Source organism: Aquabacter sediminis, assembly GCF_028863665.1.
In the GTDB taxonomy this organism is placed as follows: domain Bacteria; phylum Pseudomonadota; class Alphaproteobacteria; order Rhizobiales; family Xanthobacteraceae; genus L1I39.
Map to the genome: position 1 here is coordinate 257,814 of NZ_JARBFX010000002.1, position 21,728 is coordinate 279,541.

The window sequence follows — 21,728 nt, forward strand, 5'->3', positions numbered from 1 at the left end:
ATGTGTCCCTCTTGCCGTTCCCTTGCCCGTTTTTCCTTCTGAACGTGCCGGGCACGCTCACATGTGGCCGACTTCCTCGGGCACGTCGTAGAAAGTGGGGTGGCGGTAGATCTTCGAGGCCGTGGGCTCGAACATCATGTCCTTGTCCGCCGGGTCCGAGGCCGTGATGGCGTTGGAGGGGACCACCCAGATGGACAGGCCTTCACCCCGGCGGGTGTAGAGGTCGCGGGCCGCCTGGAGGGCGAGGGTGGAATCGGCCGCGTGCAGCGAGCCCACATGCTTGTGGGCGAGGCCATTGCGCGAGCGGATGAAGACTTCCCAGAGCGGGACGGCATTGACGGGCATTGCGTTTCCTCCTGTTGGCAGCCGGCCCCACCGGTCGCTCGGGGGCGCTCACTGCGTTTGGCGGCGACATCGTTGGTTTATTGGTGCGGGTGCCGCCGGACTCTCGCCCCGCTCACCCTCTCCCCACCTGGAACTCCCCTCTCCCGCAATGCGGGGGAGGGAGAGGGAGGGGGCCGTCCGGGAGCAGGCCCGGCGATGTCATGTGGAGCCCTGCCCCTCACCATCCACCAAAGCCTTCCCCCTCCACCGTTCCCCCTCCCCGACCCTCCCCCGCAAGCGGGAGAGGGGGCGCGTCGTGCCGGAGTCAGGCGGCGGCCTTGGCCTTGCGCTTCTCGGCGAAAGCAAGCGCGGCATCGCGCACCCAGGCGCCGTCGTCGTGGGCCTTGCGGCGGGCGGCCATGCGGTCGCGATTGCACGGGCCGTTGCCGGCGATCACCTGCTTGAACTCCTCCCAGTCGATGGCGCCGTACTCCCAGTGGCCGGTCTCTTCATTGAGCTTGAGGTCCGGGTCGGGAAGGGTGAGGCCCAGATAATGGGCCTGCGGCACGGTGGCATCGACGAACTTCTGGCGCAGCTCGTCATTGGAGAAGCGCTTGATCTTCCAGCGGGTGGAGGCGTCCGAATGCTGGCTGGCCGCATCGGGCGGGCCGAACATCATCAGGCAGGGCCACCACCAGCGGTTCAGCGCGTCCTGCGCCATCTCCTTCTGCTCGGCGCTGCCCTTGGCCAGCGTCAGCATGATCTCGTAGCCCTGGCGCTGGTGGAAGGATTCCTCCTTGCACACCCGGATCATGGCGCGGGCATAGGGGCCGTAGGAGCAGCGGCACAGCGGGATCTGGTTCATGATCGCCGCGCCGTCCACCAGCCAGCCGATGGCGCCAATGTCCGCCCAGGTCAGGGTCGGATAGTTGAAGATGGACGAATATTTCGCCTTGCCGGACAGGAGCTGGTCCACCAGCTCCTCGCGCGAGGTGCCCAGCGTCTCGGCGGCCGCATAGAGATACAGGCCGTGGCCGCACTCGTCCTGCACCTTGGCGAGCAGGGCCGCCTTGCGGCGGAGCGAGGGGGCGCGGGTGATCCAGTTGCCCTCGGGCAGCATGCCGATGATCTCGGAATGGGCATGCTGGGAGATCTGGCGGGTCAGCGTCTTGCGATAGGCGGCCGGCATCCAGTCATTGGGCTCGATGCGCTGCTCATCGTCGATGCGCGCCTGAAAGCGCGCGAGCAGCGCGGCATCTTCGAGCGTGCGGTCATTGGCGTCGGGATTGGCGTTGAGAGCCTGCGTGTACATGCGGTCCTCCCTATCTTGGAAAAATTATATGTGACGAAATTTGAGATCGCAACTGATTTTTGTAACATGTTTACGATCGGGGTCGCCGATCTGCTCGTGCGCGGCGCCTGAAATGCCCGCCTTGCCCCCTCCTGGCCTTCCAGGACCCCGCCCCTCCCCGGCCCTTCCCCGCTTCGCGGGAGAGGGGGGGCCGGCGCGCCCGGCGGCACGCCTCCGCACCAAGCCGCCGGCCTCCCTCCCGCACTGTCCCGCCCCCTCTCCCGCTTGCTGGGGAGGGGGAGGGCTCGGCGGCTGGTGCGGGCAGCTGACGCCCACGGCATGCTGCCCCGGAAAGAGAAAGCTGCCATGCCGCCGCCGGCCTCGCTTTCGCTTCACGCCCTCGTGTATGGTCCGCGCCCCATCACAACCGGAAGAACGCCATGAGCACCGAAGGCGATTATGTGTATGACGAAGCCACCGGCGAATGGCTGAGCCCGGAGGATGCCGCCGCCCGGAAGGCTGAGGCCGGCGCCGGCGTCGAGGTACGCGACGCGCTGGGCAACCTGCTCCAGGACGGCGACAGCGTGACCCTGATCAAGGACCTGACGGTCAAGGGCGCGGGCCAGACGCTGAAGCGCGGCACCGTCATCAAGACCATCCGCCTCACCGGCGACGCCCAGGAGATCGACTGCCGCTATCCCGGCATCAAGGGCCTGGTGCTGCGCGCGGAGTTCGTCAAGAAGGTCTGATCGACCAGCCCCATCGGGGTCCGTTTCCGGCCGTCCCATACCGCACCCGAAATGGAAGCAATTTCACTTGCATGGGACGTCATGAGCCATTTGCATCCCGCCGCCATTCTGCGCAGTCTGGATGCAATCAATAAGGGGGCGGCCCATGACTGAGATGCGCACCGAAACCGACAGCCTTGGCGAAGTCCAGGTTCCCGCTGACAAGCTCTGGGGCGCGCAGACGCAGCGCTCCCTGGAGCATTTCAGCATCGGCAAGGACCTGATGCCGCGGGAGATGATCACCGCCTACGCCACCCTCAAGAAGGGAGCGGCCGCGGCGAACCACAAAGGCGGGCGCCTGCCGGACGAGCAGTTCAAGCTCATCACCGCCACCTGCGACGAGATCCTCGCCGGCCAGCACCACGACATGTTCCCGCTTCATGTGTGGATGACCGGCTCGGGCACCCAGTTCAACATGAACGTCAACGAGGTGATCTCGAACCGCTGCTGCCAGATGGCGGGCAACCCGCTGGGCTCCAAGACGCCGGTCCATCCCAATGACCACGTCAACATGTCCCAGTCCTCCAACGATTCCTTCCCCTCGGCCATGCATGTGGCGGTGGGCGTGAACGCCACCACGCGCCTCATCCCCGCCGTCACCGCCCTGCGCGACGCCATCACCGCCAAGGCGGAGGAGTGGAAGGACATCGTCAAGATCGGCCGCACCCACATGCAGGATGCGACGCCCCTGACCCTGGGCCAGGAATGGTCCGGCTATGCGGGCATGCTGACCGATGACCTGGAGCGCATCGACGACGCGCTGAAGGGTGTCTATCGCCTGGCGCTCGGTGGCACCGCCGTGGGCACCGGCATCAATGCCGCCCCCGGATTTGCCGAGGCGGTGGCAGCCGAGATCGCCGCCCTCACCGGCCTTCCCTATGTGACCGCGCCCAACAAGTTCACCGTGCAGGGCGCCCATGACGCCCTGGTGCAATTCTCCGGCACGCTGCGCACGCTTGCCGCCTCGCTCTACAAGATCGGCAACGACATTCGCCTGATGTCGTGCGGCCCGCGCGCCGGCTTTGCCGAGCTGATCATTCCGGAGAACGAGCCCGGCTCCTCCATCATGCCCGGCAAGGTGAACCCCACCCAGGCCGAGGCCCTGACCATGCTGGCCGTGCAGATGATGGCCAATGACGTGGCGGTTGGTTTTGGCGGCGCCAGCGGCTATCTGGAGATGAACGTCTACAAGCCGCTGATGATCTTCAACATCTGCAATTCCATTACGCTCGCCACCGACGGCTGCACCAATTTCCGCCGCTTCCTGGTGGAGGGCACCAAGCCGAACCTGAAGAAGATCGCCGAATATGTGGACCGCTCGCTCATGCTGGTGACGGCCCTTGCCCCGGTGATCGGCTATGACAAGGCCTCCAAGATCGCCCACCACGCCATGGACAACGACCTCACCTTGAAGGAGGCGGCGCTGGAACTGGCCTATGTCACCGAGGACGAGTTCCACCGCGTGGTGGACCCCACCAAGATGGTGAAGCCCTACGTCGCCCACGAGGGCGACTGAGCGCCCTTCCCTTCCCCACGCCGGCCCCGCGCCGGTGACATCCTGCCGGGCGGCCGCTCCATGGCCGCCCCGTCCCTTTTCCAAGGACAGCATTGGGGCATTCCATGACCGCTTCCGGCCTTTCCCTCCTGCACGATCCCGAACTCAATCGCGGCAGCGCCTTCGCCGTGGAGGACCGGGCTCGCCTCGGCCTCGAAGGCCTGCTGCCGCCCGGTGCCGACACGCTGGAGACCCAGGTCGCCCGCGTGCACCTGCAACTGGAGCAGCTCGATAACGACCTGCAGAAATACCTGCTGCTGAGCGACCTCCAGGCCCGCAACCAGACGCTCTATTACGCCACCCTCATGTCGGACCCGGCGACCTTCATGCCGCTGGTCTATACGCCCACCGTGGGCGAGGCCTGCCAGAAGTTCGATCATTTTCTGCGCGCCACGCGCGGGCTCTATCTGCCCATCACCGCCAAGGGGCGCCTGAAGTCCCTCATCGCCAACTGGCCGCAGAAGGACATCCGCTTCATCGTGGTCACCGATGGCGAGCGCATCCTCGGCCTCGGCGATCTCGGCGTGAACGGCATGGGCATCCCGGTGGGCAAGCTTGCCCTCTACACGGTGTGCGCCGGCGTGCCCCCGGAAATGACGCTGCCCATCACGCTGGACGTGGGCACCAACAACGCCACCTATCTGGACGACCCGCTCTATCTCGGCCTGCGCCAGCAGCGGGTGCGGGGCGCGGAATATGACGCCTTCATCGAGGAGTTCGTCACCGCCATCACCGAGCTCTATCCCAAGTGCTGCATCCAGTGGGAAGACTTCGCCAATTTCCACGCGGTGCCGATCCTGGAACGCTACAGGGACCGCACCTGCACCTATAATGACGACATCCAGGGCACGGCGGCCGTCGCGGTGGCGGGCATCTATGGCGCCCTGCGCATCTCCAAGGAGAAGCTCACCGACCAGACCTTCCTGTTCCTGGGCGGCGGCTCGGCGGCCACCGGCATCGCCGAGCTGATCAGCGAGGCCATGGTGCTGGAAGGCGCCACCATCGAGGAAGCCCGCGCGCGCTGCTGGCTGTTCGACATTAACGGCCTGATGGTGTCCTCGCGCACCGACGTGGCGGACTTCCAGAAGCCGTTCGCCCACGACCATGCGGCGGTCAGCTCCTTCGTCGAGGCCATTGAGCAGTTGAAGCCCACGGGCATTGTGGGCGTCTCCACGGTGCCCAAGCTGTTCAACCAGGCGGTGATCGAGGCCATGGCCAAGATCAATGCCCGGCCCATCATCTTCCCCTATTCCAACCCCACCTCGCGCTCCGAATGCACGGCGGAGGAGGCCTATAAGTGGTCGGACGGGCGGGCCATCTTCGCCTCGGGCAGCCCCTTCCCGCCGGTGAAGCTGGGCGACAAGACCTTCATCCCGGGCCAGGGCAACAACGTCTATATCTTCCCGGCCATGGGCATGGCGGTGCTGGCGACCCAGGCCACCCGCGTCACCCAGGACATGTTCATCGTCGCCGCCCAGGCGGTGGCCGAGCTGGTGACGCAGGAGGAACTGGACAGCGGACTCATCTATCCGCCCCAGCACGACATCCGCGCCGCCTCCCTCCATGTGGCCGCGCGCATTGCCGAGCGGATCTTCGACAAGGGCCTCGCCCGCGTGGAACGGCCCGCCGACATCGCCGCCCATATCGAGGCCATGGCCTATCAGCCCGCCTATCCGGCGGTCTGATCATGGGGGCAGCATCGCCGGCCGGCGAGGAAGAGGTCATCGCCCTGCTGCGCGCCTGCGCCCGTCTTCTGTTCTGCAACGGACAGACCACGGAGCGCACGGTGCGCAACCTGACACGGCTGGCGGACCATTTCGGCCTGACGCTCTCGGTCGGCGCCCGTTGGGGCGAGGTGGCGCTGCGCTTCGAGCGGCCAGAGCGGGGCGAGTGGCTGGAAATCGTGCCCGCCACCCCCGCCGGCGTGGAGATGCACAAGGTCACCGAGACCTTGAAGATCATGGACGCGGTGCGGTCGGGCGGCCTTCCCCCCACGGACGCGCTCGCCAAGATCAAGGACGTGGAGCACCTGCCCCCCGTCTCCCTGCTGCGCTTCGCCGGCCTTGCCGGCGCCGGCGCGGCGGCGCTGTCGGTGATCTTCGGCGCCACCGATCCGCTCACCATCCTCCTCGTCTTCCTCAGCGCCTTTGCCGGGGCGTGCCTGCGCCGGTGGCTGGCGCGGGTGGCGCCCACCCCCCTGCCCCAGCCGCTGGCGGCCGCCTTTCTCGCCGGCCTCATCGCCGTGGGGGTGGGCCACCTGCTCCCCTCCAGCGCGGTGTTCGTCATCGCGCTGTGCCCCTGCATGGTGCTGGTGCCGGGCCCCCATCTCCTCAACGGCGCGATCGATCTCGCACGCATGCGCGTGCCCTTGGCCATCGAACGCCTGGCCTTTGCCAGCCTGCTGGTGCTGCTGATTACGGTGGGCCTGCTGGCGGGCCTCTCCGTGGGGGGCCAGAGCATTCCCCTGACAGCGGGCGGCGCCAGCGTCGCCTTGCCGGTGGACATGATCGCGGCGGGCATCGCGGTGGCCGCCTATGGCACCTTCTTTTCCATGCCCTGGCGCTGGCTGCCCTTGCCCATGGCGGTGGGCATGGTGGCCCATGCGCTCCATTGGGGCGTGCTTGCGATGGGGGGCGGCGCGGCGCTCTCGTCCTTCGTCGCCTGCCTGTTCGTCGGCGCGGTGGTGACGCCGCTGAGCAACCGCCTGCACTTGCCCTTCGCGGCCTTCGCCTTCGCCTCGGTGGTGTCGCTGATCCCGGGCTCCTTCGTGTTCCGCATGGCGGACGCCCTGATCGGCATGGCCAATGCGGGCCCGGGCGCGGCGCCGCAATTGCTGACGGCCGCCGCCGTCTATGGCACCACATCGGTGGCGGTGATGGTGGCCATGGCCTTCGGCCTCATCCTGCCGAAGATGCTGATCGAGGACATCGATCCGCCGAAGGACACCTGACCGCCCCGCGGAGCCGGCGCGTCACGCCCGGAAGCGCTGCCGCAGGTCTGCGGCCGGCGGTGGCAAGGAGCCGTGCTCGTTCACCGCATGGGCATCGAGCCAGCGCTCCGACCCCTCCACCAGCGCGCCGTAAATGTCCGCGCACAAGGCACGGGCCGCCGCGCCCGGCCAATCGGCGGGCAGGATTTCGGCCGGCAAAAGCGGATCGCGCAGCACGATGCGCCGGTATTCATGGATGAGCAGAACTCGCGCCACCAGCCGGTCGAGGTCGCTCATGCCGCCACCATCCGCCAGCGCCGCGCCCATCGGGCCGAAAACGGCCAGGAAACGCCCATAGGCTTCGCCGGTCTGGGCCAGCGGCCAGGCGCGGGCGGCCAGGGTGCGCGCCTCATCCGGCCCGCCTCGGGCTTCCACATGGAGGCTGTCGGCCGCCTCGCTGGGCACGGCCGCTCCGCCGGGCGCGATCCAAACGCCCGCGGCCGGCGAGCCGAAGCCGGCATCGGACAAGGCTTCGCGCAAGCCCTCGCGGCTGGAAATGCCATCCAGGAACAGCATTTCGAAATGCCCGCGCCAGTCCGGCGGACGCTGGGCATAGATGTGCGCGCTCGCCCGCCGGAAGGTCTCGCGCCCCTTGTCCGCCAGCCGGTAGAAGGAATTGCGGCCGACACGGGTGCGCTCCAGCCAGCCATCGGAGGCAAGGCGCGAGACGGCCGTGCGGACCACGCCATCGGCCAGCCCCATGGCGTTGAAGAAAGCCAGCAGCGTGCCCAGCCACACGCTGCCGCCGCGCGGCACGATGGCATCGCCATAGATGGTGATGATGATGGACCAGGTGCGCGAGGGCTCGGCCCGCACATGGTCGAGGATCTGGTTCAGCGCCGCTTGGGTGGGCGAGGAGGCGTCCGGCATGGGTGCTCCATAGCGCTGGAAGGGCGGAACCGGAACCCGTCAGACGCCGGCGCGTGGCGGGAGGCCGGCCTCAGTCCCGCGCGGCTGCCGCGCGCGGCCGGGCAGCGGCGCGCTTGCGGGGCTTGGCGGACGGCGCGGGAGCGGGCGAAACCGCCGCCTTCGCGGCCTTGCTCTCGGCCTTCGCCTCGGCGACCTCGCCCTGCCCTGCGCGCTCCGCCGACGCGGGCGTGCCGACAACAGCCACCGCCTCCTGCGCCCCCGCCTGGAGCAAGGTGGTCACGAGGCGCGCATATTCGGCGCGCGAGAGGCCCTTGCCGTCCCGGAACCACAGATAGTGCCAGTTGAGCATGCCGAAGAGCGACATGGTCAGGGGCTTCAGCATCGGCCCCCGCCCCACCTGCGGCACCGCCTCGGCCAGCGCATCGGAAAAGATGCGCACGAGCACGCGCTCCAGTTCGCGCAGCACGTCCTGCTTTTCCTGCGGCAGGAGCTTCAAGTTGGCGATCTGGATCTGGTGCTGCGAATCGGCGTCGCGATAGGCTTCCAGCAGGCTGGCGGAAATGGCGAACAGGCGCTCCTGCGGATCGCGCGCGCCAGAAGCCGCCTCCTCCACCACCTGGATGAGGGCGTCCAGATGGTCGGAGATAATGTCGAAGAGCAGCGCTTCCTTGTCGGGATAATAGTGATAAAGCAAGGCCTTGGAGACGCCGCAGGCGTCCGCGATCATGGTGATCGAGGTGCCGGAATAGCCGAACTGCGCGAACAGCTCGGCCGACTTGTGCAGGATCGCCAGCCGCTTGGTGTCGTAATCCTGGGCGCGTGTGCGGGCCATCCGATTCCCAATCCCAACCTTCAAGGGCACGCCAGCCGCGAAGGGGGAGCCGCTCACAACGGCCGGCGCGGCGCGCGCTGAAATCCCGCATATCAAAGATTGTCCGGTTGGTCGATCAATTGCGTTGCGCGACCTTTTTGACCTCGATCAATTCCGCACGGATATGATTGACCAATCGGTCGGTTAATCTTACAGTGAAGTCGTCGCTCCTCCCCCAAGGTCAGGCCGCAAGGCCCCGAGGGAGCGGGCGGACGCTTGGAGGCGGGCCAACCCGCCCTTGCGACGGTCAGGTCTGGACCTTTTGGAGGAACGCCACATGGGTATGTCCGTCTTCGGACGGTGGACGCTGCGCGCTGCCGCCTTCGCCGCCGCGCTTTCCACTTCCGCCTTTGCCGCCGAGCCCGTGAAGATCGGCTCCGTCGTATCGGCCACCGGCCCCGCCGCCTTCCTCGGCGACCCGGAAGCCAAGACGCTGAAGCTCTATGTGGAAGAGCTGAACAAGAAAGGCGGCCTGCTCGGGCGCCCGGTGGAGCTGGTGCTCTATGACGATGGCGGCGATGCCAACAAGGCGCGCACCTTCGCCACCCGCCTCGTGGAGGACGACAAGGTGATCGCCATGGTGGGCGGCACCACCACGGGCACCACCATGGCCATGATCCCGGTGTTCGAGGACGCCAAGATCCCCTTCATCTCGCTGGCCGGCGCCATCGAGATCGTCGAGCCCGTGCGCGCCTTCGTCTTCAAGACCCCGCACACGGACAAGACCGCGTGCCAGAAGATCTTCGAGGACATGAAGGCCAAGGGCATCACCAAGATCGGCATGATCTCGGGCACCGACGGCTTCGGCAAGTCCATGCGCGCCCAGTGCCTGAAGGTGATCGGCGACTACGGCATCACCGTGCTGGTGGACGAGAATTACGGCGCCACCGATTCCGACATGACGCCCCAGCTCAACAAGATCAAGAACACGGCCGGCATCCAGGCGGTGCTCAATCCCGGCTTCGGCCAGGGCCCGGCCATCGTGACACGCAACTATGCCCAGCTCGGCATCGCGCTGCCGCTCTATCAGAGCCACGGCGTGGCCTCCAAGAGCTTCATCGATCTGGCCGGCCCCGCCGCCGAGGGCGTCCGCCTGCCCGCCCCCGCTCTGCTGGTGGTGGACAAGCTGCCCGACAGCGACCGCCAGAAGGCCATCGGCGCGGCCTATAAGGCCTCCTACGAAAAGGCCACCGGCCAGCCCGTCTCCACCTTTGGCGGCTATGGCTTCGACGGCATCCAGCTTCTTGTGAATGCCATCGAGAAGTCCAAGTCCACCGACCCGCAGAAGATCCGCGACGCCATCGAGGCCACCAAGGACTATGTGGGCGTGACCGGCATCTACACCATGTCCGCCACCGACCATCTGGGCCTCGGCACGGACAGCTTCCGCATGCTGGTCATCAAGGGCGGCGACTGGGTGATGGAAGCCAAGTAGGCTTTTGGGGGCCTGTTCCCGGCCCTCCCCCTCCCTGGCCCTCCCCCGCAAGCGGGAGAGGGAAATCCGCCGGGATTGAACACGTTCGGCCCAGTCTGCGCACCCGATCCCCGTCCTGCCAAGCTCCCTCTCCCGCGAGAGCGGGGGAGGGTTGGGGAGGGGGCGCCGGGCGGAGGGGCCGCCGGACGGGGCCTTGGAGGGTCAGCCCGCCCCGATCGCACCCGTGCCCGAAGGGCGGCAAGGCCCCGACCCGCCCCACCAAACATCCACCACCCGCTTCCAACAGGACCCGACACCCCTATGGCCGAGTTCCTGCAATTGGTGTTTTCCGGGCTGACGGTGGGCGCGGTCTATGCGCTCGTCGCCCTCGGCTTCACCCTCATCTACAACGCCTCGGACGTCATCAATTTCGCCCAGGGCGACTTCGTGATGATCGGCGGCATGGGCACCGTCTTCCTGGCGGCGGCCGGCATCGCGCTGCCGCTGGCGGCCTTCATCGCGATTCTGGGCGCCGTGATCGTGGGGCTGCTGCTGCATCGCCTGGCCATCGAGCCGGCGCGCGGCGCCTCGCCGGTGGCGCTCATCATGATCACCATCGGTGCGTCCATCTTCATCAAGGGCGTGGCGCAGGTGGTGTTCGACAAGCAGTTCCACTCCCTGCCCGCCTTTTCCGGCGACACCCCCATCGCGGTGGGCGGCGCCACCATCCTGCCCCAGAGCCTGTGGGTGGTGGGTACGGCGCTGGTGCTGTTCGTGGGGCTCTACCTGTTCCTGGAAAAGACGCTGATCGGCAAGGCGCTGCTGGCCACCGCCGCCAATCGGCTGGCCGCGCGCCTCGTGGGCATCAATGTCACCATCATCCTGGCGCTCGCCTTCGGGGTGTCGGCCGCCATCGGCGCCATTGCCGGCGTGGTGGTGACACCCATCACGCTCACCCGTTACGACGTGGGCACCCTCTTCGCCCTCAAGGGCTTCGCCGCCGCCATGGTGGGCGGCATGGGCCATCCCTTGGGCGCGGTGGTGGGCGGCTTGCTCATCGGCCTCCTGGAGGCGTTCGGCGCCGGCTACATCTCCTCCACCTACAAGGATGCGGTGGCCTTCCTGGTCATCCTGCTGGTGCTCTTCTTCATGCCGCGCGGCTTGTTCGGCGGCCGCAGCGTGGAGCGCGTGTGATGCTGGCCGCTGCGCTCAAAGCCCGTTTCTCGCCCCTGGTGGTGCTGGCCCTCATCATGGTGCTGGTGCCCCTCATCGCCCCCTCCTCCTTCTATCTGCGGGTGGCGGCCCTGGTGTGGATCTTCGCCCTCGCCGCCTTGGGCCTCACCATCCTCATGGGCTATGCCGGCCAGGTGAGCCTGGGCCATGCCGGCTTCCTCGGCATCGGCGCCTATGCGGTGGCCATAGGCCCGGCGCATCTGGGGCTCCATCCGCTGCTGTCGCTGGGGTTGGGGGCGGTGCTCGCGGGCCTCATCGCCTTCCTGGTGGGCCGGCCCATCCTGCGGCTGAAGGGCTATTACCTGGCCATCGCCACGCTGGGCTTCGGCGTCATCATCGCGCTCGTCCTCCACAGCGAGAGCGCGGTGACCGGCGGGCCGGACGGCATGTCGGTGGCGCGGCTCACCTTGTTCGGCTGGCGCGTGTCGGGGGCGCAGAACTGGTACTGGATCTCCGCCGGCGCACTGCTCATCGGCGCTTTCCTGGCCCTCAACATTGCCGCAAGCCCCACCGGGCGCGCGCTCAAGGCGCTGCATGACAGCGAGGTGGCGGCCGCGGGCACGGGCGTGGACGTGGGCGCCAAGAAGCTCGTCGCCTTCGTCATCGGCGCCGTCTATGCGGCGTTTGCCGGCGGATTGCTGGCCATGATGAATGGCTTGATCACGCCCGACGCCGCATCCTTCATGCACTCCATCGAGCTGGTGGCCATGGTCATCATTGGCGGCCTCGGCTCGGTGCTGGGCGCGGTGGTGGGGGCGGCCTTCCTGGTGGTGCTGCCACAGGCCCTGACCGGCCTCCAGGAATATGAGCAGGCGGTGCTGGGCCTTCTCATCATGGTGTTCATGATCTTCCTGCCCGCGGGCATCGTGCCCACCATCCGCAACTGGCTGCTGGAGCGCCTGTCATGAGCCTGCTCGCGGTGGAGGATATCGGCATTTCCTTCGGCGGCCTGGTGGCGGTCGACAAGGTGGGCTTTCAGGTGGAGGCGGGACAAGTCTTCTCCATCATCGGCCCCAACGGCGCCGGCAAGACCACGCTCTTCAACCTCGTCACCGGCATCTACAAGCCGAGCCGGGGCGAGGTGCGCCTCGGCGGCAAACGTGTCACCGGCCTCGCCCCCCACCTGCTGACGCGCCGGGGCATGTCGCGCACCTTCCAGAACCTGCAGGTCTTCTTCCGCATGAGCGCGGTGGAGAATGTGATGGTCGGCTGCCACCTGTCCGAGAAGACCGGCTTCCTGGCGGATCTCCTCGGCCTGCCCAGCGTGACCCGCCAGAACCGGCAGACCCGCGCCACGGCGCTGGCCTTGCTGGAGCGCGTGGGCCTGAAGGACGTGGCTGATGTTTCCGCCGGCTCCCTGCCCTACGGCGCCCTGAAGCGGCTGGAGATCGCCCGGGCGCTGGCCGCCAATCCCAAGGTGCTGCTGTTGGACGAGCCCGCCGCCGGCTGCAATGCGGTGGAGACGGAAGCCATCGACGAACTCATCGGCGAGATCGCAAAGAGCGGCATCGGCGTGGTGCTCATTGAGCATGACATGAAGCTGGTGATGAAGATTTCCGACCGCGTCTTGGTGCTGGCCCAGGGCAAGCGCCTGGCGGAAGGCCCGCCGCGCGAGGTGCGCAACGACCCGGCGGTGATCGCCGCCTATCTCGGGGACCATGGATCGCGGGAGGCGGATCGTGCTCACGGTTGAAGGCCTGACCTCTGCCTATGGCCGCATCACGGTGCTGCACGACATCTGCCTCACCGTGAAGACGGGGGAGATCGTGGCGCTGGTGGGTTCCAACGGCGCCGGCAAGACCACGCTGCTGCGCACCCTGTGCGGCGTGCAGCCGGCGAGCGGCGGGCGCATCCTGTTCGAGGATAAGCCCATCGAGCGGCTGGAGCCCCATGCCCGCGTGGCGCTGGGCATTTCCCAGTCGCCGGAAGGGCGGCAGGTGTTCGGTCCCCTCTCCGTGGAAGACAATCTGCGCCTCGGCGCCTTCCGCCGCCGTGCGCCGGACAAGGACACGCTCGCCCAGGTCTATGAGATGTTCCCCATTCTCCACGAGAAGCGGCACATCCCGGCCATGAGCCTGTCCGGCGGGCAGCAGCAGATGCTGGCCATCGGCCGCGCCCTCATGGCGGCCCCCAAGCTGCTGTTGCTGGACGAGCCCTCGCTGGGCCTTGCGCCCCTGCTGATCGACCAGATCCTGGCAGCGGTGGTGGCCTTGAAGGCGCAGGGCATTACCGTGCTGCTGGTGGAGCAGAACGCTTCCGCCGCGCTGGCCATCGCCGATCGCGGCTATGTGCTGGAAACCGGCCATGTGGTGCTGGAAGGCAAGGGCGCGGCCCTGCTGGATGATCCCAAGGTGCGCGCCGCCTATCTGGGGCTCTGATCCCCCTGCCCTTTCCCGCCCGTGCGGCGGGGAGGCATAGCTGAAGGTCTCTCTCCCCGAGGTTGCGAAACAGGCGCAATATTCGCGCATCCGCCTATTGCTTAGGCAGTGTGGCGGCGCAGAACGACGTCAGGACTGCCCGCATTCTTGGCATGTGGGTTGCTTCTCCTGGGGTCATCCAAGGGAGAGCACCATGAGGCGCTTTGTTAAGGGTGTCGTTTGCGCAATCGGCCTGACGCTTGCTGCGCCGGCCTTCGCCGACACCGACATCAAGTTCGCGTTGGACTGGAAGTTCGAGGGGCCGTCCGCCCCCTATTTCGTCGCCATCGACAAGGGTTTCTACAAGGCCGAGGGCCTCAACGTCACCATCGACAGCGGCCCCGGCTCGGTGGCCGGCATCGCCCGCGTGGCGGCGGGCACCTATCCGCTCGGCTTCTTCGACATCAATTCGCTGGTGAAGTTCCACGACCAGAACCCCGACAAGGGCGTCAAGGCCGTCATGATGGTCTATGACAAGCCGCCCTTCTCCATCGTGACCCTGGCCAAGACCGGCATCACCAAGCCCAAGGACCTGGAAGGCAAGGTCCTCGGCGCCCCCGCTCCCGACGGCGCCTATGCCCAGTGGAAGGCCTTCGTGAAGGAGAACGGCATCGACGCCACCAAGGTGACGGTGGAAAATGTCGGCTTCCCCGTGCGCGAGCCCATGCTGGCCGACGGCAAGGTGGACGCCATCACCGGCTTCTCCTTCTCCTCCTATTTCAACCTGCTGCAGAAGGGCATCAAGCCCGAGGACGTGAAGGTCATGCTGATGGCCGATTACGGCCTCGTCCTCTACGGCAATGCGGTGATCGTCAACGAAGCCTTCGCCAAGGCCAATCCGGCTGCCGTGGCCGGCTTCGTGCGCGCCACCATCAAGGGCATCATCTACACGGTGGCCAATCCCGAGGACGCCATCAAGTCGGTGATGAAGCGCAACGAGACCGGCGACGAAAAGGTGGAGCTCGCCCGGCTCAAGATGGCCATCAAGGACAATATCGCCACCGAATGGGTGACGAAGAACGGCGTCGGCGGCATCGACCGGGACCGGATGAACAAGTCCATCGACCAGATCGCCGTCACCTATGACTTCAAGAACAAGCAGCCCGTGGCGGTGGACATCTTCACCGAGGAATTCCTGCCCCCGGCCGCCGAACGCAAGCTGAAGTGAGGGCGGGGGCTGGCCAGGCCGGCCCCCTGCCTGGTCCTCCCCCTGGCCCTCCCCCTGGCCCTCCCCCGCAAGCGGGAGAGGGGAACCCCCGCGGTTTCCGGAGGGCGAGAAGATGGCTTGCACAGGAACATGACCTGCACAGAACACGCCCTCTCCCGCTTGCGGGGGAGGGTCGGGGAGGCGGAAGGCCGGGCGCGACCTCCCGAACTCCTCAAGCCGAGCCGCGACGAACCACTCTGCCTGAAAGGCTTGAGCCTTGATCCGCCTCCATGACGTGACCTTGTCCTATCGCGGGCGCACCGGCGAGGTGACCGCGCTCTCCCACACCTCGCTCCATGTGAAGAAAGGCGAATTCGCCGCCGTGGTGGGCCCATCCGGCTGCGGCAAGTCCACCTTGATGAAGCTGGTGACCGGCCTCATCCGCCCCACCAAGGGCAAGGTGGAGGTGGAGGGCCACGAGGTGACCGGCCCCGTGAAGGTGGCCGGCATGGCCTTCCAGCACGCCAACATGCTGCCCTGGCGCACCGTGCTGGACAATGTGATGCTGCCGCTGGAAATCGTCGAGCCCCACCGCAGCGCCTATCGCCGCGACAAGGCGGCCTACAAGTCCCGCGCCCTCGACCTGCTCGGGGTGGTGGGCCTGCGCGAATTTGCCGATCGCTATCCCTGGGAAATGTCCGGCGGCATGCAGCAGCGCGCCTCGCTCTGCCGCTCCCTCATCCACGAGCCCGCGCTCCTGATGCTGGACGAGCCCTTCGCCGCCCTCGACGCCTTCACCCGCGAGGAATTGTGGTGCGTGCTGCGCGACCTGTGGCAGCGCCTCGGCTTCACCGTGATCCTGGTGACCCACGATCTGCGGGAGGCCGCCTTCCTGGCGGACACCATCCATGTGATGAGCGCCCGGCCCGGCCATATCGTGGAGAGCCGCGCGGTGGATTTCCCCCGCCCCCGCGCGCTCGACATCTGCTACGGGACCGACTTCACCACCCTCGTCCATGAACTCCGCAACAAGATCGCCGAAGTGAGGCAGGCATGAAGATCACCAGCGAAGACCTCACGCCGGTCACCTTCACCGTCGCTTTGTTCGTGATCTGGGAGGCGGCCTGCTACCTGTTCAAGATCGACAGCTTCATCCTGCCGGCCCCCAGCGCCATCTTCGCCGCCATGGTGCAATATTGGTGGCCGCTGCTGAAGAATTCCTTCGTCACCTTGTGGACCACGGCCGCCGGCTTCCTACTGGCGGTGGCCTTCGGCATCGCGCTGGGGCTGGTGGTGGGCTGGTCGCGGGCCATCTATCGCGGGCTTTATCCGGTGATGATCGGCTTCAACTCCATCCCCAAGGTGGCGGTTGTGCCCATTCTCATCATGTGGTTCGGCATCGGCGAGATCCCGGCCATCCTCACCGCCTTCCTGATCTCCTTCTTCCCCATCGTGGTGAACGTGGCCACCGGGCTTGCCACCACCGAGCCGGAACTGGAGGACGTGCTCCGCGCGCTCGGCGCCAGCAAGCTGGACATCATGCGCAAGGTGGGCATCCCCCGCACCGGGCCCTATCTCTTCGGCGCGCTGAAGGTGGCCATCACCTTGGCCTTCGTGGGCGCGGTGGTGTCCGAGACCATCGGCGCCAATGCGGGGCTCGGCCACCTGATGGTCCAGGCCGGCTCCAACTTCCAGATGCCGCTGGTCTTCGCCGGCCTGATGATGCTCGCCATTGAGGGCATCCTCATGTACGCGGTCTTCGCGGTGCTGGAAAAGCGCATGGTGTCCTGGGCCTTCCGCTCCTCCATGAGCGCGGCGGCCTGAAGGGCGTTCTGCGCGCGGCGCATTTCCACCTTGAACCGGGCGCCCGTCATCTTCGCGATGGGGAGCCCGCTTCACGTCAGGGTGCCTGCTACCAGCCGAGCGCCATCCCATCCTTGCGCGGATCGGAGCCGCCGATCAGCAGGCCCCGCGCACGGTCGATCCGGATCGCCTGCGCCCCGCCAATGGCCTGGTCGGCGGACGTGATCGTGTGCCCGCGCGCGGCGAGGCCCGCCCGCAGGTCGGCGCCGAACGTGTCCTCCACCTGGAGCACGCCGTCATGGGCGAAGCTGCGTCGCGCATCGGCGGCGGCCTGGGGATCTTGGCCGAGATCCAGCACCTGCATCATGAAATGGGCATGCCCTGCCGCCTGGTAATGCCCGCCCATGACGCCGAACGGCATGAAGGGATGGCCGTCCCCGTCCAGTGCCATGCCGGGAATGATGGTGTGCAGCGGCCGCTTGCCGCCGTCCATGCGGTTGGGATGCCCTTCGGCGAAGGTGAATCCCAGGCCGCGATTGTGCAGCATCACGCCGGTTGCCGGATCGAAGATGCCCGAGCCGAAGGCGTTGAACAGGGAATTGATGAAGGAGACGCAGTTCAGGTCCCGGTCCACCACGCACAGATAGATTGTGTCGGTGTGGGCGGTCCGGTCGTGCGGCGGCGCGGTGCGGGCGGTCTCCATGGAAATGGAATCCGCCAGGCCGCGCGAATGGGCGGCGGAGAGCAGGCGCTCCACGGGGGCCGCCGCAAAGGCTGGGTCCGCGCACCAGGTGTTGCGCTCCCAATAGGCAAGCTTGGTCGCCTCGGAGAAAAGATGGACGCGATCCAGCTCGGAAAGTCCGGCCAGATCCTGGCCGCTGGCGGTGAGAATGTTCAGCAGCATCAAGGCGGTGATGCCCTGCCCGTTGGGCGGGCATTCCAGCACGTCGATGCCGCGATAGCGGGTGCGGATGGGCGTGACCACCTCGCCCTGATGGGCGGCGAAATCCTCCGCCGTGTGAAGCCCGCCGGCCGCGCGCAGCGTGGCGGCGAGGCGCTCGGCCACCTCGCCCTCATAGAAGGCGGCGCGCCCGTCGCGGGCGATGGCGGCCAGCGTCCCGGCCAGCGCGGGATTGGCGAAGCGGTCGCCCGCCCGCAGGGCACGCCCGTCCCGCAGGAAGAGCGCCGCCGCCTCGGGCCGGGCCTTGGCGCGATCCTCGAAATGGGCCCAGTCCCAGGCGACACGCGGATGCACCGGGCAACCTTCGCGGGCCAACGTGATGGCGGGGCTAAGCAGGCGGTCCAGCGGCAGGCGGCCATGGCCGTCATGGAGCGCCATCCAGGCATCCACCGCGCCGGGAATGGTCACCGCATGGGCATCGGTTGGGTTTAGGGCTGTGATGCCGCGCTCGGCGAAATGGTCGGCCCTGGCGGCGGCCGGCGCGCGGCCGGAGCCGTTATAGGCCCTCACTGCACCGGCGGCATCCGCATGGATGAAGAAGGCATCGCCGCCAATGCCGGTCATCTGCGGCTCGGCGATGCACAGCACGGCGGCGGCGGCGAGCGCCGCATCTGCGGCACTCCCCCCTTCGCGCAACACCTCGATGGCGGCCAGGGTGGCAAGCGGATGGGAGGTGGCGACCATCGCCGTCTCCCCATAGGCCGCCGAGCGGCCGGGCCTTTGGAAATCTCGCACCGTTTCTCTCCCTGCGGACGCGTCTTTTGCGCGGTGCCGCTTCCTGTGATGGGTGGCGCCGCTCAGGCGACCGAGGCGCTCGCCTTGCGTCGGCGCTTCGGCTTGTCCGTGGTCAAGGCATCGATCACCGCGAGCGTGCGCGGTCCGGTATCGGCAAGGCGCCGCATGACATCGCGCAGCGCCCGGAAGTCCTTGGCCTCCAGGGGCTCGAACAGGGCGTCATTGGCCGGGCACTGGATGTGGCTCAACTCCCGCAGCCGCTGGCGCGCCTCGTCGGTGATGGCCAGCACCACGCGGCGGCGATCGTCGGGATTGACCGTCTTGGTCACCAGCCCCGCCGCCACCAGCTTGTTCACCTCGATGGTCACGAAGGCCCCCGACAGGTGCAGATGCTCGGCCAGCTGGTTGACGCCCAGCTCCCCATTGCTCTCGCTCAGGCGGGCGATGGAAATGAGCAGCGTATATTGCGTGCCGGAGAGGCCGATCTGCTGGCCGAGCCGATTGCGCACTTCCTGAATGGCCGACGAAAAGGCGAGCATGTCGTGCACCAGTTCGCGGAACTCGCGATCCGATCCGCCCACCAGGAGCGCCGGGCGGGACGCGGTGAGCGGCAGGGAGGTGCGGGCATCTGCCTCCGGCATGGGCGGCTCCATTCAAACGCGCGATTCCTCCCCTCTTAAGAGGTGTCGGCGCTTGACGTCCATCCCTTTCGCAATTAGCTTTGTATCAAAGCTATTATAGACCTTCCGTGGAATCAGGCATCATGTCGCACGCCTCTTCGCACGCAGACCCAGCTCCGCACCCAGACCCAGCTCCGCAAGACCTGGGGGCCGCCCCGGCCCGGCCCGCCCCCATCGACACGTTCGACCCGCGCGCCTTCCGCCAGGCGCTGGGTCACTTCGCCACCGGGGTCGCCATCGTCACCGCCCGCACCGCGGAGGGGGAAAGCGTGGGCATGACCATGAGTTCCTTCAACTCGGTCTCGCTTGACCCCCCGCTCGTCCTCTTCTCCGTCGCCAAGAGCGCCTATTCTCTGCCGGCCATGCAGAAGGCCCGTGGCTTCGGCATCAATATTCTCGGCCAGGACCAGCAGCATTTGTCCAACCGATTCGCCCGCGCGCTGGACGACAAGTGGCAGGACGTGGACCACACGCCCGGCGCCCATGACGCCCCGCTCATTGCCGGCGCCATCGCCCATTTCGAGTGCGAGCCCTTTGCCCGGCATGATGGGGGCGACCACGAAATCTTCCTGGCCCGCGTGCTGCGCTTTGCCGCCGATGGCCTTGGCGACCCGCTGGTCTTCTTCCGCGGCCGCTATCACGCCCTGTCCTGCGGCCCGTCGCCGGACCGCTGATCTTCCAAATAAGCAGTCTCCAGAGGTAGCTCCCATGATCAAGACCGGCGCCCAGCACATCGCCTCCCTGAAAGACGGCCGCGAGATTTTCCTCGATGGCCAGTTGGTGGACGATTCCACCACGCACCCCGCCTTTGCCGGTGCCATCGCCTCCGTCGGCAAGATGTTCGATTTCCACAGCGCGCCGGAAAACCGCGAGCTGATGACGTTCGAGACCGACACCGGCACCCGCGCCAACCGCATCTGGCAGTTGCCCACCTCCTATGAGGAGATGAAGACCCGCCGCATGGCGCTGGAGGCCTGGACGGAGCTTCATGCCGGCTTCCTCGGCCGCGCCCCCGACCACGTGGCCTCCTGCATTTCCGGCATGTATATGGGGCTCGACAAGTTCGAGGCCTATGACCCGGCCCGCGCCAAGGCACTGGCGGACTATTATCGCTACGCCCGCGACAACGACCTCTACCTCACCTACGTCATCATTAACCCGCAGGCGGACCGGTCCAAGAGCGCGGCCGAGCAGCAGGACCCCTACCTGTCCGCCGCCATCGTGGATCGCGACGCGGAGGGCATTACGGTGCGCGGGGCCAAGATGCTGGCCACCGGCGGCATCATGGCCAATGAGGTGTTCGTCACCTGCATCCAGCCGCTGCCGCCGGGCGATGAGAAATATGCCCTGTCCTTCGCCATTCCCATGAATGCCAAGGGCCTGAAGATCCTGTCCCGCAAGTCGTATGAGGCCGGCGCGCCGTCGGTGTTCGACAATCCGCTGTCCTCCCGCTTCGACGAGAATGACGCGGTGCTCTATTTCGACGACGTGAAGGTGCCGTGGGATCGCATCTTCATCGTGGACAGCCGCGAGATGACGGGCGCCCAGTTCCACGCGACGCCCGCCCATGTCTACCAGAACTACCAGGCGCAGATCCGCCTCTCGGTGAAGATGCGCTTCCTGCTGGGCCTTGCCCGCCGCATCACGGAAGTGAACGGCACCACCAATTTCCCGCAGGTGCGCGAGACGCTGGGGCAGCTGGCCGCCGAAGCCGGCATGGTGGACGCCTTCGTCGCCGCCATGGAGGCCAAGGGCACCTATTACGGCCCCTATTTCGTGCCCGACCGCCACACCCTCTATGCCGCCCAGACGCTCGCCCAGCAGGTCTATGGCAAGGTCATCACCACGCTCCGGGAGCTGGCCGGCGGCGGCATGATCATGCTGCCCTCCTCGGTGCATGATTTCGAGAATCCCGAGCTGGCGCGACTGATCGGCAAAACCCAGCAGTCGCCCGCCGCCTCGGCCGAGGAGAAGGTGAAGTTCTATAAGCTCGCCTGGGACGCGGTCGGCTCGGAATTCGCCTCCCGCCATGCCCAGTATGAGATGTTCTATGCGGGCGCGAGCTTCGTGGTGAAGGGCCATTCCTTCCGCACCTATGACTGGGCGCGCGCCGATGGCCTGCTCAACCGCATGCTGTCGGGCTATGAGCTGTCCGACGAGGTATCCACCCCGGTCGCCCGCGCCGCCGAATAATCCCTCCCCCCTTCCAGACGAGGAAAGACGCCGAAATGGCCATCAACAAGCTGCATGACGAGTTCTACACGCTGGACCTGACGACCGGGTGGGAAGTGCCCCCGGGCTATCCCTCCGGCATCCAGCAGAAGATCCTTTCCGGCGCGCTGGACGAGGACAACAAGAGCGGCTCGCGCACCCGCCTGCTGCGCTTCGATCCCGGCGTCTACACCACCAAGCCCTTCGTGCATGAATATTGGGAAGAGGTGTTCCTGGTCACCGGCGACCTCACCGTCGGCAATGACGACAAGGGCGAAGGTGGCCAGTCCTTCGCGCCCTTCACCTATGCGGTGCGCCCGCCGGGGGCCTTCCACGGTCCGTTCAAGTCCGATAAGGGCTGCATGCTGCTCGAGATTCACTATTTCGATCCGGCCTGAAGTCTAAACCTTGAACCCGCGCCCCAACCGGGCGCGGGGCC

General features: G+C 67.0%; 21 protein-coding genes. 15 read left to right on the top strand and 6 right to left on the bottom strand.

Annotated features, from left to right (window positions below):
- Window positions 1-57 precede the first annotated feature (57 nt).
- Together paaB and paaA are read right to left on the bottom strand one after the other, a co-directional pair.
- Complete coding sequence (gene paaB / locus PV781_RS04165) at window positions 58-345, bottom strand: 1,2-phenylacetyl-CoA epoxidase subunit PaaB (RefSeq protein WP_274774366.1); 288 nt, start codon at window positions 343-345, stop codon at window positions 58-60.
- Window positions 346-649: 304 nt separating this feature from the next.
- Complete coding sequence (gene paaA / locus PV781_RS04170) at window positions 650-1,636, bottom strand: 1,2-phenylacetyl-CoA epoxidase subunit PaaA (RefSeq protein ID WP_209104665.1); 987 nt, start codon at window positions 1,634-1,636, stop codon at window positions 650-652.
- A 419-nt stretch (window positions 1,637-2,055) separates the two neighbouring features.
- Here paaA and PV781_RS04175 point away from each other — a divergent pair, with 419 nt between their 5' ends.
- From PV781_RS04175 to PV781_RS04190, 4 genes are all read left to right on the top strand, one after another.
- Window positions 2,056-2,364 (top strand): alkylphosphonate utilization protein, encoded by a 309-nt coding sequence (locus PV781_RS04175; RefSeq protein WP_274774367.1) that lies wholly within the window; start codon window positions 2,056-2,058, stop codon window positions 2,362-2,364.
- 145 nt (window positions 2,365-2,509) lie between these two features.
- Window positions 2,510-3,919 (top strand): class II fumarate hydratase, encoded by a 1,410-nt coding sequence (gene fumC / locus PV781_RS04180; protein ID WP_209104667.1) that lies wholly within the window; start codon window positions 2,510-2,512, stop codon window positions 3,917-3,919.
- A 104-nt stretch (window positions 3,920-4,023) separates the two neighbouring features.
- A complete protein-coding gene (locus PV781_RS04185; protein ID WP_274774368.1) occupies window positions 4,024-5,643 on the top strand; it encodes an NAD-dependent malic enzyme in 1,620 nt (539 codons plus the stop codon).
- A gap of 2 nt (window positions 5,644-5,645) precedes the next feature.
- A complete protein-coding gene (locus PV781_RS04190) occupies window positions 5,646-6,908 on the top strand; it encodes a threonine/serine exporter family protein (RefSeq protein WP_274774369.1) in 1,263 nt (420 codons plus the stop codon).
- 21 nt (window positions 6,909-6,929) lie between these two features.
- Here PV781_RS04190 and paaX read toward each other — a convergent pair whose 3' ends face one another.
- A complete protein-coding gene (gene paaX, locus PV781_RS04195) occupies window positions 6,930-7,817 on the bottom strand; it encodes a phenylacetic acid degradation operon negative regulatory protein PaaX (RefSeq protein WP_274774370.1) in 888 nt (295 codons plus the stop codon).
- A gap of 70 nt (window positions 7,818-7,887) precedes the next feature.
- Complete coding sequence (locus PV781_RS04200) at window positions 7,888-8,649, bottom strand: TetR/AcrR family transcriptional regulator (RefSeq protein WP_274774371.1); 762 nt, start codon at window positions 8,647-8,649, stop codon at window positions 7,888-7,890.
- 316 nt (window positions 8,650-8,965) lie between these two features.
- Between PV781_RS04200 and PV781_RS04205 the strand changes: the two genes are divergently transcribed.
- The 8 genes from PV781_RS04205 (at window position 8,966) to PV781_RS04240 (ending at window position 16,723) form a co-directional block, all read left to right on the top strand.
- Entirely contained in the window at window positions 8,966-10,123 is a 1,158-nt protein-coding gene (locus PV781_RS04205; protein WP_209104672.1) for an ABC transporter substrate-binding protein, read from the top strand.
- A gap of 300 nt (window positions 10,124-10,423) precedes the next feature.
- A complete protein-coding gene (locus tag PV781_RS04210) occupies window positions 10,424-11,296 on the top strand; it encodes a branched-chain amino acid ABC transporter permease (RefSeq protein ID WP_274774372.1) in 873 nt (290 codons plus the stop codon).
- Window positions 11,296-12,243, top strand: coding sequence for a branched-chain amino acid ABC transporter permease (locus PV781_RS04215; protein ID WP_274774373.1), 948 nt, complete (start codon window positions 11,296-11,298; stop codon window positions 12,241-12,243). Before PV781_RS04210 ends, PV781_RS04215 begins: the two co-directional genes overlap by 1 nt.
- The gene (locus tag PV781_RS04220; protein WP_274774374.1) at window positions 12,240-13,028 is read left to right on the top strand and encodes an ABC transporter ATP-binding protein; all 789 of its coding nucleotides are present in this window, start codon (window positions 12,240-12,242) and stop codon (window positions 13,026-13,028) included. The genes PV781_RS04215 and PV781_RS04220 overlap by 4 nt, the downstream gene beginning before the upstream one ends.
- Window positions 13,015-13,713 carry an ABC transporter ATP-binding protein gene (locus PV781_RS04225; protein WP_274774375.1) on the top strand — a complete coding sequence of 233 codons (699 nt, stop codon included), beginning with the start codon at window positions 13,015-13,017 and terminating at the stop codon, window positions 13,711-13,713. The genes PV781_RS04220 and PV781_RS04225 overlap by 14 nt, the downstream gene beginning before the upstream one ends.
- A gap of 193 nt (window positions 13,714-13,906) precedes the next feature.
- Window positions 13,907-14,920 carry an ABC transporter substrate-binding protein gene (locus PV781_RS04230; RefSeq protein ID WP_274774376.1) on the top strand — a complete coding sequence of 338 codons (1,014 nt, stop codon included), beginning with the start codon at window positions 13,907-13,909 and terminating at the stop codon, window positions 14,918-14,920.
- 256 nt (window positions 14,921-15,176) lie between these two features.
- Window positions 15,177-15,956, top strand: a complete 780-nt coding sequence (locus PV781_RS04235; RefSeq protein WP_274774377.1) for an ABC transporter ATP-binding protein — start codon at window positions 15,177-15,179, stop codon at window positions 15,954-15,956.
- Complete coding sequence (locus PV781_RS04240) at window positions 15,953-16,723, top strand: ABC transporter permease (protein WP_209104679.1); 771 nt, start codon at window positions 15,953-15,955, stop codon at window positions 16,721-16,723. Before PV781_RS04235 ends, PV781_RS04240 begins: the two co-directional genes overlap by 4 nt.
- A gap of 88 nt (window positions 16,724-16,811) precedes the next feature.
- On the opposite strand, the gene ggt is transcribed toward PV781_RS04240, so the two are convergent.
- Both ggt and PV781_RS04250 read right to left on the bottom strand, forming a co-directional pair.
- On the bottom strand, window positions 16,812-18,347 hold the full coding sequence (ggt, locus tag PV781_RS04245; RefSeq protein ID WP_274774378.1) for a gamma-glutamyltransferase: 1,536 nt from the start codon (window positions 18,345-18,347) through the stop codon (window positions 16,812-16,814).
- 113 nt (window positions 18,348-18,460) lie between these two features.
- Window positions 18,461-19,039 (bottom strand): MarR family winged helix-turn-helix transcriptional regulator, encoded by a 579-nt coding sequence (locus PV781_RS04250; protein ID WP_274774379.1) that lies wholly within the window; start codon window positions 19,037-19,039, stop codon window positions 18,461-18,463.
- Window positions 19,040-19,161: 122 nt separating this feature from the next.
- On the opposite strand from PV781_RS04250, the gene PV781_RS04255 reads away from it, so the two are divergent.
- The 3 genes from PV781_RS04255 to PV781_RS04265 are packed head-to-tail and all read left to right on the top strand — an operon-like array spanning window position 19,162 to window position 21,687.
- Window positions 19,162-19,752 carry a flavin reductase family protein gene (locus PV781_RS04255; protein WP_274774380.1) on the top strand — a complete coding sequence of 197 codons (591 nt, stop codon included), beginning with the start codon at window positions 19,162-19,164 and terminating at the stop codon, window positions 19,750-19,752.
- A gap of 34 nt (window positions 19,753-19,786) precedes the next feature.
- Window positions 19,787-21,271 (top strand): 4-hydroxyphenylacetate 3-hydroxylase family protein, encoded by a 1,485-nt coding sequence (locus PV781_RS04260; RefSeq protein ID WP_274774381.1) that lies wholly within the window; start codon window positions 19,787-19,789, stop codon window positions 21,269-21,271.
- A gap of 35 nt (window positions 21,272-21,306) precedes the next feature.
- Window positions 21,307-21,687 (top strand): cupin domain-containing protein, encoded by a 381-nt coding sequence (locus PV781_RS04265; RefSeq protein ID WP_274774382.1) that lies wholly within the window; start codon window positions 21,307-21,309, stop codon window positions 21,685-21,687.
- Window positions 21,688-21,728 lie beyond the last annotated feature (41 nt).

Bases quoted from the DNA above. Each gene is read 5' to 3' on its own strand.
- paaA (WP_209104665.1), bottom strand. From the start codon at position 1,636: ATGTACACGCAGGCTCTCAACGCCAATCCCGACGCCAATGACCGCACG.
- PV781_RS04210 (WP_274774372.1), top strand. From the start codon at position 10,424: ATGGCCGAGTTCCTGCAATTGGTGTTTTCCGGGCTGACGGTGGGCGCG.
- PV781_RS04255 (WP_274774380.1), top strand. From the start codon at position 19,162: ATGTCGCACGCCTCTTCGCACGCAGACCCAGCTCCGCACCCAGACCCA.
- fumC (WP_209104667.1), top strand. From the start codon at position 2,510: ATGACTGAGATGCGCACCGAAACCGACAGCCTTGGCGAAGTCCAGGTT.
- PV781_RS04185 (WP_274774368.1), top strand. From the start codon at position 4,024: ATGACCGCTTCCGGCCTTTCCCTCCTGCACGATCCCGAACTCAATCGC.
- PV781_RS04220 (WP_274774374.1), top strand. From the start codon at position 12,240: ATGAGCCTGCTCGCGGTGGAGGATATCGGCATTTCCTTCGGCGGCCTG.
- PV781_RS04230 (WP_274774376.1), top strand. From the start codon at position 13,907: ATGAGGCGCTTTGTTAAGGGTGTCGTTTGCGCAATCGGCCTGACGCTT.
- PV781_RS04205 (WP_209104672.1), top strand. From the start codon at position 8,966: ATGGGTATGTCCGTCTTCGGACGGTGGACGCTGCGCGCTGCCGCCTTC.
- PV781_RS04250 (WP_274774379.1), bottom strand. From the start codon at position 19,039: ATGCCGGAGGCAGATGCCCGCACCTCCCTGCCGCTCACCGCGTCCCGC.
- paaX (WP_274774370.1), bottom strand. From the start codon at position 7,817: ATGCCGGACGCCTCCTCGCCCACCCAAGCGGCGCTGAACCAGATCCTC.
- paaB (WP_274774366.1), bottom strand. From the start codon at position 345: ATGCCCGTCAATGCCGTCCCGCTCTGGGAAGTCTTCATCCGCTCGCGC.
- PV781_RS04265 (WP_274774382.1), top strand. From the start codon at position 21,307: ATGGCCATCAACAAGCTGCATGACGAGTTCTACACGCTGGACCTGACG.
- PV781_RS04240 (WP_209104679.1), top strand. From the start codon at position 15,953: ATGAAGATCACCAGCGAAGACCTCACGCCGGTCACCTTCACCGTCGCT.
- PV781_RS04215 (WP_274774373.1), top strand. From the start codon at position 11,296: ATGCTGGCCGCTGCGCTCAAAGCCCGTTTCTCGCCCCTGGTGGTGCTG.
- PV781_RS04175 (WP_274774367.1), top strand. From the start codon at position 2,056: ATGAGCACCGAAGGCGATTATGTGTATGACGAAGCCACCGGCGAATGG.
- PV781_RS04190 (WP_274774369.1), top strand. From the start codon at position 5,646: ATGGGGGCAGCATCGCCGGCCGGCGAGGAAGAGGTCATCGCCCTGCTG.
- ggt (WP_274774378.1), bottom strand. From the start codon at position 18,347: ATGGTCGCCACCTCCCATCCGCTTGCCACCCTGGCCGCCATCGAGGTG.
- PV781_RS04200 (WP_274774371.1), bottom strand. From the start codon at position 8,649: ATGGCCCGCACACGCGCCCAGGATTACGACACCAAGCGGCTGGCGATC.
- PV781_RS04260 (WP_274774381.1), top strand. From the start codon at position 19,787: ATGATCAAGACCGGCGCCCAGCACATCGCCTCCCTGAAAGACGGCCGC.